The sequence below is a fragment of the Acidobacteriota bacterium genome (genome assembly GCA_038040445.1).
GTDB lineage: Bacteria > Acidobacteriota > Blastocatellia > UBA7656 > UBA7656 > Onstottus_A > Onstottus_A frigus.
In genome coordinates, this window is sequence record JBBPIG010000011.1 from 164,174 (window position 1) to 180,336 (window position 16,163).

Consider the following 16,163-nt stretch of genomic DNA (forward strand, 5'->3'; position numbering starts at 1 on the left):
CGCGCCGCGCTCCCAAACCCGGCCAAGCTCAGGACAACTGTTAACAGGTCGTCATCATTGGGTCGCCAAGCCGCGACAGCTCAAACCGGCGGATATCGAAAGATGTGCGGCCATTCATCAGAAGTTCCGTCGCAATGCGCCCGATCGTCGGGCCAAACTTGAAGCCGTGCCCCGAGAAGCCCGTCACCACCAACACGCCCTCAAGCTGAGGATGCCAGTCGATGATGAAGTCGTCGTCGGGCGTGTTGTTGTAGACGCACACTCGCGCCTCGCGGACTCTCGCATCCGCAAGCCCGGGGATGAACTCGGAGAAAAACGCGCGGCAGCTCTCGATGAAGTCTTCGCCCGCGTGATCCTCTGCCGAATCCGGGTCAACTTCTGCGCCCTTGTGATGGTTGGCGATCTTCATCGAGCCGGCATGATGAATCGGGAACCCGTAGAAGCCGCTCTCGAGTTCTAGAAAGATTGGGAAGCTGCCGGGTTCAAAGCTGAGGAGAGAGTGCGACGAGCCCGCTGAAATCGCGTTGCCGGGCTCGAAGTAAGCAATCTCCTGACGCGTGGTCGTTAGCTTGTCTTCGAGAAATGGAAGCAGCCTTCGCGACCACGGACCCGAAGCAATCATCACGCGCTCAGACACGATCTCCATGCCGGACTCGGCGACAATCGATATGCGAGACTCAGAGGCTTGCTTGACCTCGACGACACGCTCGCCTTCGATGATTGCCACCCTTCGCCGGGTCGCCAGGTCGATCAAGGTTCGCATCGCCGTTTCCGCGTGCAAGATCGCGCCGCTTGGATCGTAAACGCCGTAAGCGAACGCACTCGCATTGAACTGAGGAAATCGCGCGATCACCTCCTGGCTGTTCAGCCTTTCGCTTTCGAGCCCCAGCGAGCGCAACGCCTCGTAGCATTCGCTTTCAAAGGAAGGCTGGCGCTTCCCGAGAAGCAACGCTCCCGTGTTGGTTAGCAGCCGCGTGCCGGTCTGGGCTTCAAGCTCGCGCCATCGCTCGAGCGCATCGACCGCGAGCTTCACGTAGAGTGGATCGGGATACGCGAATCGGAACACCTTGGAGTGATCGACCGAAGCGGCTCGCGGATTAGGCAGAGAAGATTGGTCGATAAGGGCAACGCTGGCGCCTTCGCGAGCAAGCTCACAAGCGGCGGCCGCGCCCATCACGCCCGCTCCGACGATTGCCACGTCGAATGTCTGCATCGCGCCGGCGATTCTAACATAGTAGTCCGTGGTCCGTAGTCCGTAGTCCGTAGTTCTCGAGTTTGTCCACTGACCACGGACTACGGACTACGGACTACGGACTACGGACTACGGACTTCCCTTTGATCAGGGGAGCACTTAGAATCATCGAGCCAGATGCCGACGAAAGCTCACAGACGCCGAATAGTGACGCGCAGTTTCATGTCGTTCATGGACAACGACCTGACGACCGCGGCCGCCGCCGTTTCATACTTTTCGATGCTGGCGCTGTTTCCGACGCTGTTGGTTCTGCTCGCGATCGGCAACCGTTTGATCGGGCCGGAGACCGTTGAAAAATATGTCATCGGTCAAGTGCTGGCGCTTCTGCCCGGAGCTCGCCCGTTCGTCAGCAAAAACCTCGAGTCGATATCGACCATCTCGACCGGCATCATCGTGAGCTGTCTGGTCGTGATGCTGTGGGCCGCGTCCTGGATGTTCACCGTGATCGAGAAAGCGTTGAACCGCATATGGGGCACATATCCGCGATCGTTCCTGCACGGGCGTGCGGTGAACATCGCGGTGATGAGTCTGGTTTGGGCTTTGTTGGCATCTTCGGCCCTTTTCACCGCGTTCGTTACTGGAGTAAGGTCGGCGGCAGACAGGATTCCGCTGAGAGTTGCTCCGTGGCTCACGGCGCTGTCCGGCCACGTGTGGCAAATTGTGTTTGTGCTGACAAGTCTCGCCTTGACCGTCATCCTGTTTGCGGTTCTGTACAAGATATTGCCGAACACACGGGTGTCGATCATGGAAGCGTTGCCGGGCGCAGTGCTTGCCGGGGTGTTCTGGGAAGCGGCCAAGTTCGGCTTTGCCTACTTGCTGCCCTACTTCCACTACGACTTGTTGTACGGCTCGATCGGCGCGGGGGTGGCATTGCTGACGTGGGTTTATTTGTCCAGCGTCATAATGTTGTTCGGCGCGCAGTTCACGGCGCTGCTTCATCGCGATCACTTGTTCAACGCGTCTGAAACCCTCGCCCACCCCAGCGCCCCAAGCGCCCGCCATTGAAAGCCAGCGCGCAAAGTGAGAGGAGTTCGCGAGTGAGCGAGATTCATAACCCATGCTCGTTTCCGATTTCGACTACGATCTCCCCGAGCGTTTGATAGCGCAGGAACCCGCCGCAACACGCGACCTCTCGCGGCTACTGGTGGTTCATCGCGCGACAGGCGAGCTTGTCGATTCGGTCTTCGCAGAGTTACCCGATCATCTTCGCGCGAGCGACCTGCTCGTGCTCAACAACACTCGAGTTTTCCCCGCGCGGCTTATTGGCCGGCGGCTGCGCGTGACGCCGCGAGGCGATACGGTGCGCGGCGGGCGCGTTGAAGTCTTTCTCGTGCGCCGCATCGAACCGCTGATATGGGAAACGCTTGTTAAGCCGGGCAGAGCTTTGACGCCAGGCGCGCGAGTTGAATTCGCCCGCGGCAAACTCACCGCTGAAGTGATCGAGTGGCGCGATCGCGGACGCCGCCTGGTTCGCTTCGAAGCAACAGGAGACTTCGACGAAATAATCGACCGCATCGGCCGCACCCCCCTGCCGCCTTACATCAAGCGAGATGAAGAAGACCGCCTGGACGCCGAGCGCTATCAAACTGTATTCGCCCGCGAACGCGGCGCGGTCGCTGCTCCTACGGCGGGACTACACTTCACTCCCGAGTTGCTCGACCGTTTGCGCGCAACCGGAGTCGAAATCGCGGAGATCACTCTGCACGTCGGCTACGGGACGTTCCAGCCGGTCCGAGTCGAACGAGTCGAGGACCACCGCGTCGAACCCGAAGCCTACTCGATCAGCGAGCAAGCGGCTGCTTCAATCAACCGAGCGTTGATCGAAGGCCGCCGAGTGATCGCGGTGGGCACGACGGCAACTCGCGCACTCGAATCAGCGGCGAGACGGGGGTTGGGTGCTGGGGGTCGGGGGTTGGTCGGTGACCAGAATGCGGCGTACCAACCTCTAACCCCCAGCCCCCAACCCCTGACTACCGATCTCTTCATCTATCCGGGATTCGAGTTTCGCGTGGTCAGTGGGTTAGTGACGAACTTTCACTTACCGTGTTCGTCACTGCTGATGCTGGTGAGCGCGTTCGCTGAGCGCGAGTTGATCCTAAAGGCTTACCGCCATGCTATTGACCGCGACTATCGCTTCTACAGCTACGGCGATGCGATGCTAATTCTCTAGTGCGTTAGTGGGTGACTGCGCGGTCTCGAGGCACGAGCCGTCGCAGCAGCCACAACATCAAGCACCCCGTCGCTGCTCCGAACAACATGCCCGCGCCTATCCCAAAAGTCAGATGGCCGACTATGTGTCGAAGGTGATAAGGATCCTCAGCCGCGATTGAGAACTCAGGCGCCGTGAACACATTCTCAGTCTTGCTGATCACCGAGTAGATTATGGCGATAACTATCACCCCTTGTTCATAGATGACCAGAAGCAGGCTCGCGACTACCACGTTCGGATAGCTGCCGAATTTCTGCGTGTGAATCAGCCAGACCGATATCAGGATCGCAAGAGACGTCGCGACAGTCACGCTGAACACGCGCACCATGCCGTGCGAAACCCCTGCGGCGTCGAGCCCCCACCTCAGCGCCCAAACCAAGGTGATGAGACCAAACAACGGAGCCAACATTCGAATGTGATCGCGTAGTCCGCGCCCGCAAATGTTCATTATGTCTCCCTGGTCTCGCTGGCCTCGATAGCCCGCACCATCAATAGCGTCATATCGTCCTCGAGCTCATCGCCCGCCCACTTACGCACAGCTTCAAGCACTCCGGCCTGGATCTCCTCAAGGGTCTTGTCCAAGCGCTTTTCGATCTCAGCTTGCAAACGCGCGTCGCCAAACTCTTCGCCGCTCTTCGACGCCGCTTCGGTGATGCCGTCCGAATAGAGCGCCAGCAAATCGCCGGGCTGCAACGTCACTTCGCCGGTTTGGAATTCCGAACCCGCAAACAACCCGAGCGGCAATCCACCTTCACACAACTGCCGCCCGCGCATCGAGCCGAGCAGGACTGGCGCATAGTGTCCCGCGTTAACATAGCTCAGACGCCGTTCGGCTGTGCTCCATTCAGCATAGAAAAAAGTCGCGAACTTTGAGTCATCGGTTACTTGATGAAGATGATGGTTCAATCTCTTGCAGACTTCCGCGGGCGGAATTCCCGTCTCGCACAGCGTGCGCAACAGGGCTTGCACGTTGGCCATGAGGATCGCCGCCGAGATGCCTTTGCCGCTGATGTCGGCGATCGCGAACACCAGGCGCCCGTCAGGGAATTGCATCACGTCGTAGTAGTCACCGCTGATGCCGCGCGCGGGAATGCACACCGCCGCGAACTCCAATCCGTTCTTGTCCGGCAACTGCCGAGGAAAGAGCGCGCGCTGCACCTCGAGCGCGAAGCTCAGCTCGGCCTCCTTGCGAGCCAGTTGGCGGCGGCTCGCTTGCAACTCGATCTGAACGCGATAGAGCGACACCAGCAGGACGGCAACCGCCGTCGTAGCTCCAAACGTCAGTCCCCAAGTTGCCAGCGCTGAGCCCTGTACCAGTCCGCGCCCGAGAAACAACAGGAGGCCCGCTCCCACCACGAAGCCGATCAAATAAACCTTGTCCCGAGCCTCGATGGTGAAGCCTGGCTTTGATTGTTGAATCGTGTTTCCTATTTCCAATTGAGTCCTTGACGCGATTGACGAGGCGCGGTGCTCTACACTTCGACATTATAGAGATGTTTCGCTGAGACCCAAGACGAAAATGGAAGTAGCACAGACTTTAGTCTCTGTCCCGTAGCTCCGCTATAGGAGTAACCACGAGGCACAGACTAAAGTCTATGCCAACTCGCTCAAGTAGTAATGCCACAGGATCCGCGCGGCGACTGCTCTCCACGGCTTCCACGCCGCGCTCATCTCGTCGAGTTCCTCCGGAGTAGGGCGAGTCCCTAGCCGCTTGACCTTTTGCGCCGCGACCGCCAGCGCGAGATCTCCCGAGGGCCAGATATCAGGCCGGCGCAGCACCATCAGCAGATAGATATCCGCGGTCCAACGTCCGATGCCTTTGATCTTGATCAACTCGGATCTTACACTGGCGTCATCCATCGACCTCAAGGCGTCGAGATCAAGCAAGCCCTCGACAATCGCCTGTGCGAGGTAGCGTCCATAGGAAGTTTTCTGGCGGCTGAACCCGATGGCCTTCAATGCTACGTCATCCAGTTCGAGAAAGCGTCCCGGTGTGAGCGGCGAGGCAGCTTCCAGCAGTTTGCGATGAGCCGCTCTCGCTGACGCAAGCGAAACTTGTTGCTCCAGGATGATGTGAAGCAGAGTTGAGAATCCGGACTCGCGCGCCCACATCGGCGGGGCGCCGAACATCTTCACCACGCGGCCGAGGTCCGGATCACGCCGCGATAAAAACCTGACTCCACGCATTAGCGCTTCATCGCTGAGGTAGGTAGCGTTCGTGTGAGGTCTAGTCACTCTTGGCTCACCGGACCGTCCCGATCCTGGTTCAAGATATTCCAAACAGTGAGGTCGCGCATCACGTTTTCGCGCATACCCTCCTCGCCTGAAGTTGGAGGTATTTCCGGAGTTTGGTAAGTCGCGCGTCGATGAGGGGTCTAGCAAGCGACCCGAAAAGCCTTTCCGCGGCGAGGCCGTTTACATCTGAGATCAGGGTGAATGATCGACCATCCGTTCAACCGGATCAGTTAGGCTTCTTGGCCGGGGCCGGGGCCGGTCTGCGCTGGGCGAACGGCATTGCAGCCAGCGGCCGAGCATGGCCCTGATGGCAATCATTGCAGCCTACTGCGCTGCCATCCTGTTTCACCAACCCTTGCGAGAACTGGGTCATCATGAAGCGAGCGATCTGCTTGCGAGGCGTGTCTTCGTCGAAGTCGGTGGTGTGGCAGTAAGTGCATTGTGTTGTTCATTGGTGCCTCCTCATGATGCAATTTGTGATGCCTGGTTCACCCAGAATCTTCTTGCTGCGCGCGTTCGGCTACGCTACTAACTGCGGCGCGGCAAACTCGCGCCCGGTTGCCGCGCCCCAGATCCAACGCCGCGGTCGCCGGACCGCGCAATCATTTCTTCTTCGGCGACTGCCACGACAGCGCTGAAGCGAGAGCTCGCGCTTCCGCCGGCATCTCGACTGCGCCTTCGAGCAGAATCTTACGCGCATCGACATCCTTGCCGTAGAAGTCGCGATTGTCGTCCTTGTCCGCTCTGAGCGTTGCGCCGTCCAACGAAATACCGGCGAACAATCCCTTGGCGCGCGAGTACGTGAGGATCTCGGCGTCCATCCTGATATTCGTCTGCGCCGCTGTTTGACGGCCGACGGGGCCGGCTGCCGCGGACGCATCGGCTCCTATGGTGAACTTGTCGCCGATCAGTTTGTCGACCCCTTTGCGATTCATCATCAGCATCACCACATCTATCTGGGTGAACCCGATCTGGAAGCCGATGCTGCCGCCCTCGATGGTGATGAACGACGGCGCTGTCCAGCTTCGGTCAGGCTTGCGGCACATGATCAGGCCCTTGCCGTATTTCCCGCCGAGGCCCAGGCCGCCCTTCTTCAAGCCAGGCACGATACCGACGCACTCGCATTTGTTTAGCAGGTCTTCGGGAATCCCCTTGTCGGGCGTCTTCATTATTTCGCTGAAGACTTCGGTTGCTCGCTGCAGTCTTTTGACTACGTCTCTTCGATCGGCTGCCATCGCGGCGCTCGATAAAAGCAACAGAAGCGAACAGGAAACTAGAACTGATTTCATGGGTGATGCCTCATACTCGCGATGATTTGGTTATTAGAGCGTCCACGCGGCCCGCGGCGAGTCTAGCCGCCGCCTACCTTTGCATCATACCGAAGCTGCCTCGTCGCTGTCACCCCATCGGCGACGATTGGGGGTCCCGTCTAGCTTCGGATCCGAAGACTCGCATAATCAACCACAGTCGCACCGTAGGACAGCGAGAGTCCCTCAACTTCCGGCCTCGCAAACCGGTAAGTCTGCTCGTGGAAGAGAGGAAGCAGCAGGGCATCGCGCACGATAATCTCCTCGATCTGGCGGTAGAGGGAATGGCGCACCGGTGGAGAGGTTTCGGCTCGTCCTCGTTCGATAAGCCGGTCGATCTCAGCAGACCCACACAGTCGCCCGTTGATTCCCTCGCGAGAGTGCAGAATGTTGACGAAGGTGTCCGCGTCAGGGTAGTCGGCGACCCAGCGCGCCACTGCCAGGTCGACCGTGGCTCGTGTCTGAGCCTCCATCAGCTCGGCCATTGTCCTGTTTAGAGGTCGAATGTTTATTCCCTTCTGACGAAAGGCGGCTGAGAGTTCCCGGGCGAGCGCCGAGTATTCGCCGAAATAAACCGGGTTGAGTGCCGCGGTCAATTCAATCTCGGCTAGTGGTTGTTCCGGCCCCGACGAAGCCGCGCCGGTCATGCGTGGTGTGTATGCGGGATCATGACCGAGGAGACCTGGCGGGATGAGCCCGTGTGCTGGTATTGCAAGACGCCCCAGCGTCTGACGAACGAGTGCGGCGACGTCGACTGACTGAACAAGGCTCTGGCGGACGCCCTTGTCGCTCAGAGGCCCCTGATGCGTATTGAACGCAACGTAGTATGTAATGAGCCGGGGCGTCTCGCGGTAGCCCGGAGCGAAGTCGGGCTCGCGTCGCAATGGCTCCACGTCCGACGGTAACAGATCCGACGCCAGCGAAAACCTGCCGGCGCGAAACTCCGAAACAATGTCTGCCGGGGAAACACCAAAACTGAAAACCAGTCCCTCGTTTCTGGGATACCCCGCGCGCCAATAAGTCTTGTTGCGTTCAAGCTCGAGCCGGCGGCCCGGATCGAACTTCACCACCCGATACGGTCCTGTTCCTACACAACCCTCGCGCCAGCTCTCGCCAACTGGTTCCACTCCCTCAGGTACGATTGAGGCCCCGGGATAAGAAATCAGAGCGGGGAAGATTGATACTGGTTCGTCGAGTTCGATCGTGAATTCATTGGCGGTGTGGATTCGAAACCCGGCAAGATCCCCAGCCTCGCCGCCCAACAGCGCCTTCGCTCCCCGGATCCGAGAGTAGAACCACCGGCACCCGCTTTCAGGATTCTGCAGCAACCGTTCGAAGGAATAGCGGACATCGCGCGCGGTGAGTCTGCGACCGTCGTGGAAGCGAACATCGTCCCTGAGACGAAACAGGTATCTCCTGCCTCCCTCTTCCACTCTGAATTCAGCCGCGAGCCACGGAATAATCCTGCCCCCGACCTCGCGAGTCAACGTCTCGTAGATGCTCGGAAGCACCTCTGACTGTTCCAGAGTCGACGACAGTGACGGGTCCAGACTTGCAATCACCCCGGCGATGGGAACTTGGATATTCCCGCTGGCAGTACGGACGCTCTCGGTCACGGTGGCGGCCGATTCAACCTTGCCTAGCCCTGAATAGTTCACGTAAGGGGCGCTGCCCCACAGCTTAAGCCCGCGCACTTTCGCGCTGGCGAGGCGGTGATCAATGTCATGAAATAGTGGGAAGAGTACACCGGATTCCAAGAGAAGGTTCTCGTACTTCCGATAAAGAGACGCTCTGACGTTCGGCCGGCTCTCCGAGCGAGCCTCTTCCAATATCTGATCGCCTTCAGCGGAAGCGATGTAGTTGCGATAGAGGCCGACACGCGAGTGAAACAGACTGTGCGTGAAATTGTCGGGATCGTCATAGTCGGCGTTCCACCGCCCGATGCGCAAGTCCAACCCTTCATTGTGCTGGTCGGCGTCCAGGTACTGGGACATAGTGGGTGTCGCGATCTCAACTTCAACTCCCAGTTCTGACCAGATTGAGAACAGAGTTTTCAGAAGCGATCCATATCGGTCCTGAAGCAGCGGATGGACCGAGGCCTTGAGCCGGATAGGCGGAGTCACCTCTGCCGCACGCAGCATTTCAATCGCCTCTTCGCGTGTGAGCATATGGCGTCTCCGGCCAGGGTCGTGGCCAAGCATGCCGGGTGGAATAAGGCAGACAGCGGGCTGCGAGAAGCGTCCCAGCGTTTGCCATACCAGATCATGTGTACGCACTACGCCGGAGAGCGCGCGGCGCACCGACAGGTTCTGCCCCACCGGGCCCGTGAGCGAGTTGAACATCACAAAATAAGTATTCTTTCGAGGGGCCTCGACGAGTCCACCGCGGAAGCGCGGGTCGCGCAGGAGCTCTTCCAGGTCCTGAGGCGAGAGGTCGCGCGCAAGATCCAGCTCACCCGAGCGCAGGCCCGAGGCGATTGCTGATGCGCTCAGGCCATGGCGAAACTCAATCGCATCAAGCGCGGCTGGTGTGCCCTTCCAATAGTCGCGGTTGCACTCGAGGACGATGCGTCCGCGATCATACGATGCCAGGCTGAAGGGACCTGTGCCAATTGGGAGCGAGCCGCCGGTGGCGTCTCGCGTGATGCCAGTCTTGTAGTCTGCGAGCAGCGCCGGATAGATCGAAAGCGGCTCGTTGAGTTGAATCTCGAGCTTGGTGCCAGAGTGAGCCACCATGCCCACCAGGCCGCTTGCTTCTTGCTCCGCGAAGTCTCGGACACCACGGATCGCGGCCATCGCAGCGGGCAGCTCTTGAGAAGCCTGGCGAATCGCGCGCTCGAATGACTGCTTGACGTCTTCGGCCGTAAGGAGATGACCATCTTGGAAGCGGACGTGATCGCGCAGGGTGAGTATGAACGATTCTCCTTCATTCGCCACTTCCCATTTCTCGCAGAGAGCCGGAACGAGATTGCCCTCCTGGTCAGTAGCCAGTAGAGTCTCGAAGACGTTCGTCAGAATCTCCGCCTCCTCTACGAGTTCCAGGTTGACAGGTTCGACGGCCTTGACCGGGTTGGCGATTGCTACAACTAACCTTCCACCCTTTGGGATCTCTTCCAGTGCGTCGGCCTCTTTCGACCCCGGAGCTAGCCTTGCCGCCTCCTCAAGGTACTCATTTGCCTTCTCGTATTCGCCGCCGAGATTGGCGAGCGTCGCCCCTAGCGAGAGCAGATGCCTGAGGCTCTCTGTCTCTGCGGCTGCGCGAGATGCCTCCATCCCTCTGTTCACCCATCGAGCAGTCTCTTCGGTCCTCCGCGCCTGCCATGCCGTTTCAGCCGCCAGTACGAGCGCACTCACGGCGCTCGTGTGTTGATTCTCACGCTCGAAAATCTTGATGGCGGACTCAGCCTCTTTTAGCGCCCCGTCTACGTCTCCAGCCATCCGATGCGCCTCAGCCAGAAGTATCCGGGCTTTTGCTTCGAGAGACTTTTCCCCTTCCCATTCCTCATCGAGAAACTCGAGAGCGGTTTTTGCTGAACGCGCCGCCTCCTCTGCACTGAACGCGTCAAGCGCAGCCCTGGCGAGGCGCAGACCGTACTCAACCGTCTTGTCAGGAACATCACCTTGAGAGAAGTGGTAGACCAGTTGCGGGTAGATGCGTTCCAGCCGTCCTCCGTGACGGCTCTCAATCCGCTCGGCATACTTGCGATGAAGCGATCTGCGCTTCCGCCGCGAAATCGCCGCGTAGAGGACATCGCGGACAACCCCGCTTGAAAACGTCAAACGGTCTCCGCGCGATTCCCGCTCCTCTTCGATCAGCCCGTCCTCAACGAGCCGGTCAACTGCGTCCTCTACAGCCCCCTTCTCTCCGGCGAGCATTTCCAGGTCGCCGAAATCAAAAGTCTTGCCAATCACCGAAGCGATCGAAAGAATCTCTCGCAGGTCCTCCGGCAGCCGCTCGATTCGCTTTTCGACCGCCTGCTGAATCGTCGCCGGTAGCGCATCCGTCGACAGCCCGGTCTCAGCGGCTAGGCCCCAGGATCCGGTGTTGTCCTTTGCGATCCCGCCGGAATCCAGCAGCGAGCGGACTAGCTCTTTAGTAAAGAACGGGTTCCCTTCAGTCCCGTCGTATAGTCTTTGTACCAAGCCTCCGGCCAACTCGGGCCCACCAATCAGTGTCTCGAGGAATAACCTGTGCTCGGATGGTGAGAATGACCCGAGCGCGACGGACGAAAACCGCCGGTCACCGCGAAAGCTGTCGAGCATACGGATGAGCGGGTGGCGGTTGTCTGCGTCGGTCGACCGATAGGTCCCAACAATCAACGTAGGCGTCGGTCCTAAGCGCCGGACGATGTACTGAAGTGCTTCGATCGAGACCTCCGCCGCGTGCAGGTCTTCGAGGAAGAGGACAAGCGGCCTTCCGCCGGCGATGCGAGTCAAAGTTCGTGCGAGCAACTCGAAAATGTGCGTTCGGTTTTCAGGCGTTTGCGACTCGCTGGCACGCGCCAGCTTCGAATCGCCTGTAGCCGCCGAACGAATGTCGCTGATTTCTGAGAGCATTGGGAACAGCGAGACGAGATCGGCTGCCAAATCTGAAAAGTCAGATACGTTACCCGCGGTCGAGGAGCTTCCCTTCAAGAAGTATTCCTGGATGGCTTCGCAGAACCCCTGATACGGAAAAGATCCGTCCTGTTCGGCGCATCGCCCGTGAAGGACCGTGATCCTGCGAGCCTTTGCCAGGTTTTCGAGCTCATCAAGAAGGCGCGACTTTCCTATTCCGGCTTCGCCGGCGACGACCACAAACTGACACTCACCGGCCAGGGCGGCATTGAATCGCTGGTGCAACTCCGCTAATTCCTTCGCTCGCCCAACGAAGGGCGAGAGCGCCGGTCGCGGGATCAAAAGCGTGCGAGTAAGGGCAACCGATTTTGCAAAGTCGCTGTCGCGGAGCCTCGACCTGTATCGCCTGAGAGCCTCTGCAATTTCGCTGGCCTTCTGTGGCCGCTTTGCGGGGTCCTTCTCGAGGCAACCAAGGACGGTCTTCTGCAACTCCTCGTCAATCTCCGCTCCCAGCGAACGCGGCGGCTGCGGAATCTCATGGACGATGCGGTACAGGATCGATTGTATCTCACCTGAGAAGGGCGGCTCGCCAACCAGGCATTCGTAGAGCACTGTGCCAACCGAGTAAATATCCGAACGCCCGTCGATCCCGCTCGCAGTCACCTGCTCGGGGCTCAAATAGGCCATTGTGCCGATCAAGGTTCCAGTCTTGGTGATCCGGCTTTCGGTTGCGGCTCGGGCAAGACCGAAGTCCATTATTCGAATCCGGACTTTGCCACCTTCCTCGCGCGCAACCATTATGTTTTCCGGCTTGATGTCGCGGTGGACCACGCCTCGCGCGTGGCTGTACTCGAGCGCATCCGCCACCTGGATCCCCAGGTCGATCACGTCGCCGAGCATCAGGGAGCGGTCCCGCAAAAAGGGGCGCAAGTTTGTTCCTTGCACAACTGGCATCACGAAGAAGAGCGCCCCCTCATGTTGGCCAAAGTCGTAGATCGAAACGATCGCCGGGTGGTCCATCTGCGCGACCAATTGTGCTTCGCGTTGGAAGCGCTGTTCTGTCTCAGAACTGAGCAGCGTTGGCGGGATCAGCTTGATGGCGACGTCGCGGTTCAGAAGCGGGTCGTGGGCGCGATACACCACACCCATCCCTCCGCGTCCAAGCTCCGCGGCAATCTCGTATCGATTTGAGAGCTTTTGTCCGATCATCTCCGCTCCGCGACTCCGCGCTTCGCGGGTGCCGCACACGAACTAGGGGACTTCCATGGCTGGGTCATAAGCGAGGGAATAGCTAGCGAGAGACGAGTTCAGTTCATCACTCATCACGCATCACCGAGCGGCGTCATCCAAAGGTCACCATCAACTCGCGCCCGAAACTAAACTGGGGCCGGCGGCGCTGCTTCAAAGCCTTCGTTCCGGTCTGCGACAGTGCGGTCACCAGGATCGGCATCGCGATCGTCGGGTCGCAAAGCACGGACACGGTTTTCGCGTCCTTAGCGACGCGGCCCCACGTTTGAGCTTCTTCAAAGCTGCGCCCCGAAGTCGCGCTGCTTTCCGGAAGATCGAGCCCGATCTGCAAAGCGTACTTGTGACCTCGCATGGTCTGCTTGATGATCGAGGCGGTCACTTCGGTTTGGTGTACGAAACTCTTCGGCTGGCCGCCGCCGAACAATACTACCGACGTGTTCACCGACCTGGCCATGATCTGCGCCGCCTCGACGACGTCCTGGATGATGTCAAACTGAAACGGGTTTTTGCGATTGACGCGGGACGTCGCTATTCCAACGGCGATGGCCGAGTCGGCGACGCCGGGGCAAAAGACCGGCACCTTAGCCTTGTATGCGGAAGTGAGTATGCCGTCCTCGGTCGCAATTTCCGCAAGCTCGCGGCCCAGCAGATGCAGAAACTCGCGCGTCGAATAAGGCCGCGAATGGTCCACGGTGTTCGCAAAGTTCCCCACCCACTCATCTGCTTCGCGGTACTCGTGCTCGCTCGCCAGGGTGTCATAGAACCGGCCGACCTGGGCTTCTTGAAGCTCGTCGTCGGTGACGCCCGGAAGCGCTTGATAGTGATAGCGTCCCAGCGTCTCGTGCAGATCGTGGAAAAGGTTCGCGCCGGTCGACACGACTACGTCGACAAAATGATTCTTGATCAAATAAGAGATCAGCCGGCGCATTCCGGCTGCGACCAGCGCGCCGCTCAACCCCATCAAAACCGTCGAGTTGTCTTCCAGCATTTCCAGCCACAGGTTATGCGACTCGGCGAGGGCCCGCGCCTGAAAGCCCGCCCCTTCCATCTTCTGGAGAATGCCGGCCACTGATCGATCGCGATCGATCTGAATGGGGCGCGTGGGCGCCGTCAAATACTTTGAGCTCTTTTGCTTTCTCATCATCGCTGTTTAGTCCTTGGTCCGTAGTCCTTAGTCCGTAGTAGCCGCAAACGGGAATATTCTCATCCGCGCAACTGACTACTGACTACGGACTACGGACAACTATTCGAGATATGTGTACCGATTGATGTCGGATTCATATTGCTTCATGAGCGAGCCGGCTTCTTCCTCGCTCAAGAACCCGCCGGCGACGCGCGCGCTTATCATTCGCTGCAAGCTTTCCCACGCCTGGCCCTTGTCGTAGCGGGCTACCCTAAGCATGTCGCCGATGCGGCTTCCCTGCACGATCTTCTTGATGTGGTAGCGCCCATCGGTGTCGATGATCACGTGGGCTTCATTCGGGCGGCCGAACAGGTTGTGATTGCTGCCCATCACCTCTTGATAAGCCCCGACAAGAAAGATCGCGATGTAGTACGGGTCGCCGGTGAACGGGTGCAACTCGAGCACCTCTTTGACATCCTTCAAATCGACGAACTTGTCTATGTGGCCGTCCGAATCGCACGTTAGGTCCACGAACGTGGCGTAGTCGGTGGGTTGCTCATTAAGCCGATGGATCGGCATGATCGGGAAGAGTTGGTCGATCGCCCAGTGGTCAGGCAGCGAGCGAAAGACTGAGAAGTTGCACAGGTACTTCGATGCCAGGATCTTCTTCAAATCGTCGAACTCTTCTTCCTGAACTTTGGTCGTCTTAGCGAACTTCGATGCACGCGCGCACACTTCCCAGAACAGCACTTCGCCCTTCGCCCGATCCTCGAGACTGATCAGCCCGAGATTGAACTGCGTGTGCAGTTCGTCCTTGTGGTCGAGCGAGTCGTGATAGTACTCGCGATAGTTCTTCGCGTTTATGTCGTCGTAGAGCGCCTTCAGCTCGACAATCACCTGGGGGTCGTCTTCGTCGACGCTGACCTCGGGCTGATCGTCGGCGAAGGTCTCTATCTCGTCGCGAATCGATGTGACGAACACCGCGTGATAAGCAGCCATCACCCGCCCGCTTTCGGTCACCAGGTTCGGCTCCGGCACATTCTCGTCATCGCACACAGACTTGATGGTGTAGACGACGTCGTTGGCGAACTCTTGCGTCGTGTAATTCACCGACGACTCGAACGTGGTCTTCGATCCGTCGTAGTCGACGCCCATGCCGCCGCCTATGTCGAGGAACTCGACGTCGATATGCATCTGACGAATTTTGGAATAGACCCTGGCGGCCTCTTTCATGGCAGCTTTGACGCGCTTGATGTCGGTGATCTGCGAGCCGATGTGAAAGTGCAGCAGCTTCAACAGGTCGGTCATCTGGAACTCGCGCAGCAGGCGAATGCATTCGAGGATCTCCGAGGGCGTGAGCCCAAACTTCGCCGACTCGCCGCCCGAGGAAGCCCATTTGCCCGAGCCCTTTGAATAGAGCTTGGCGCGAATGCCAATGCTCGGCCGAATGCCGGTCTCTTGCGCGCGGCGGATGATCATCTTCAGCTCGTTCAGCTTTTCAACGACGATCACCACGCGCTTTCCGATTTGAACTCCGGTCAGCGCGAGGTTAATGAAAGCTTCATCCTTGAAACCGTTACAGATGAGCAGCGACTCGGGCACTTGTTCCAGCGACAGAGCCGCGTACAACTCGGCTTTGGAACCGCACTCGACGCCGAAGTTGTACTTCCCGCCCTCGCGTAGAAACTCCTCGACCACCTCGCGACGGGGGTTGACCTTCATCGGAAATACGCCGAAGTGCCCGCCGGCATAGCTGAATTCGCGCGACGCATCCTGGAACGAGCGCTGAACTTTCTTGAGCTGGTTGGTGAGAATCTGTGGGAAGCGAAGCAGGATCGGGAGCTGAAGACGGCGCCCCTCAACGAGGTCGTCAATGAGTTCCTTGATATCGACGGAACGGGTGTCGCCCTCGGCAGGGCGGACCGCAAGATGGCCCTTTCGGTTTACCTCAAAGTATCCTGCTCCCCAATTTTCCACACCATAGGTCTGAATGACCTCGTCCAGTGTGATGTTCTTCATCTAGCGCCTTCCCTGCCGGAACTCATGCACCTGCCTCGAAAACCGTTGGGCTTATAAGGATTGGAATTTATCAGATTTAGCGGAGGGAAGTCTACAACTATTTTTTTCACCTGCCCGGGGGGCCGACCTCTCGCGCCTAGTAGAAACCAATCGCAGAACCACCGATCCCCGCGGCCCAAGATTTTGGTCATTGTGTTCGATTGACAACGAGCAA

At 58.8% G+C, this 16,163-nt stretch carries 10 protein-coding genes; 2 read left to right on the forward strand and 8 right to left on the reverse strand.

The window, feature by feature from the left end; all coding sequences use genetic code 11:
- Positions 1–40: 40 nt before the first annotated feature.
- Positions 41–1,213: an N-methyl-L-tryptophan oxidase gene (gene solA, locus AABO57_14215; GenBank protein ID MEK6286890.1), complete on the reverse strand. Its 1,173-nt coding sequence runs from the start codon at positions 1,211–1,213 to the stop codon at positions 41–43.
- 156 nt (positions 1,214–1,369) lie between these two features.
- On the opposite strand from solA, the gene AABO57_14220 reads away from it, so the two are divergent.
- Complete coding sequence (locus AABO57_14220) at positions 1,370–2,257, forward strand: YihY/virulence factor BrkB family protein (GenBank protein MEK6286891.1); 888 nt, start codon at positions 1,370–1,372, stop codon at positions 2,255–2,257.
- 52 nt (positions 2,258–2,309) lie between these two features.
- Positions 2,310–3,422 (forward strand): tRNA preQ1(34) S-adenosylmethionine ribosyltransferase-isomerase QueA, encoded by a 1,113-nt coding sequence (gene queA / locus AABO57_14225; protein ID MEK6286892.1) that lies wholly within the window; start codon positions 2,310–2,312, stop codon positions 3,420–3,422.
- A 4-nt stretch (positions 3,423–3,426) separates the two neighbouring features.
- On the opposite strand, the gene AABO57_14230 is transcribed toward queA, so the two are convergent.
- From AABO57_14230 to speA, 7 genes are all read right to left on the reverse strand, one after another.
- Entirely contained in the window at positions 3,427–3,909 is a 483-nt protein-coding gene (locus tag AABO57_14230; GenBank protein ID MEK6286893.1) for a hypothetical protein, read from the reverse strand.
- The gene (locus AABO57_14235; GenBank protein ID MEK6286894.1) at positions 3,909–4,898 is read right to left on the reverse strand and encodes a PP2C family protein-serine/threonine phosphatase; all 990 of its coding nucleotides are present in this window, start codon (positions 4,896–4,898) and stop codon (positions 3,909–3,911) included. The genes AABO57_14230 and AABO57_14235 overlap by 1 nt, the downstream gene beginning before the upstream one ends.
- A gap of 156 nt (positions 4,899–5,054) precedes the next feature.
- Positions 5,055–5,696, reverse strand: a complete 642-nt coding sequence (locus tag AABO57_14240) for a DNA-3-methyladenine glycosylase 2 family protein (protein ID MEK6286895.1) — start codon at positions 5,694–5,696, stop codon at positions 5,055–5,057.
- A gap of 602 nt (positions 5,697–6,298) precedes the next feature.
- The gene (locus AABO57_14245) at positions 6,299–6,985 is read right to left on the reverse strand and encodes a lipid-binding SYLF domain-containing protein (GenBank protein ID MEK6286896.1); all 687 of its coding nucleotides are present in this window, start codon (positions 6,983–6,985) and stop codon (positions 6,299–6,301) included.
- A gap of 140 nt (positions 6,986–7,125) precedes the next feature.
- Positions 7,126–12,768 carry an ABC transporter substrate-binding protein gene (locus AABO57_14250; GenBank protein MEK6286897.1) on the reverse strand — a complete coding sequence of 1,881 codons (5,643 nt, stop codon included), beginning with the start codon at positions 12,766–12,768 and terminating at the stop codon, positions 7,126–7,128.
- Positions 12,769–12,901: 133 nt separating this feature from the next.
- On the reverse strand, positions 12,902–13,951 hold the full coding sequence (locus tag AABO57_14255) for a deoxyhypusine synthase family protein (GenBank protein MEK6286898.1): 1,050 nt from the start codon (positions 13,949–13,951) through the stop codon (positions 12,902–12,904).
- Between the two features lie 99 nt (positions 13,952–14,050).
- A complete protein-coding gene (gene speA / locus AABO57_14260; GenBank protein MEK6286899.1) occupies positions 14,051–15,949 on the reverse strand; it encodes a biosynthetic arginine decarboxylase in 1,899 nt (632 codons plus the stop codon).
- Between the last annotated feature and the right edge of the window lie 214 nt (positions 15,950–16,163).

What these genes read in the sequence shown, in the direction of transcription:
- solA (MEK6286890.1), bottom strand. Translation starts at nt 1,213, where the DNA reads ATGCAGACATTCGACGTGGCAATCGTCGGAGCGGGCGTGATGGGCGCG.
- AABO57_14220 (MEK6286891.1), top strand. Translation starts at nt 1,370, where the DNA reads ATGCCGACGAAAGCTCACAGACGCCGAATAGTGACGCGCAGTTTCATG.
- queA (MEK6286892.1), top strand. Translation starts at nt 2,310, where the DNA reads ATGCTCGTTTCCGATTTCGACTACGATCTCCCCGAGCGTTTGATAGCG.
- AABO57_14230 (MEK6286893.1), bottom strand. Translation starts at nt 3,909, where the DNA reads ATGAACATTTGCGGGCGCGGACTACGCGATCACATTCGAATGTTGGCT.
- AABO57_14245 (MEK6286896.1), bottom strand. Translation starts at nt 6,985, where the DNA reads ATGAAATCAGTTCTAGTTTCCTGTTCGCTTCTGTTGCTTTTATCGAGC.
- AABO57_14250 (MEK6286897.1), bottom strand. Translation starts at nt 12,768, where the DNA reads ATGATCGGACAAAAGCTCTCAAATCGATACGAGATTGCCGCGGAGCTT.
- AABO57_14255 (MEK6286898.1), bottom strand. Translation starts at nt 13,951, where the DNA reads ATGATGAGAAAGCAAAAGAGCTCAAAGTATTTGACGGCGCCCACGCGC.
- speA (MEK6286899.1), bottom strand. Translation starts at nt 15,949, where the DNA reads ATGAAGAACATCACACTGGACGAGGTCATTCAGACCTATGGTGTGGAA.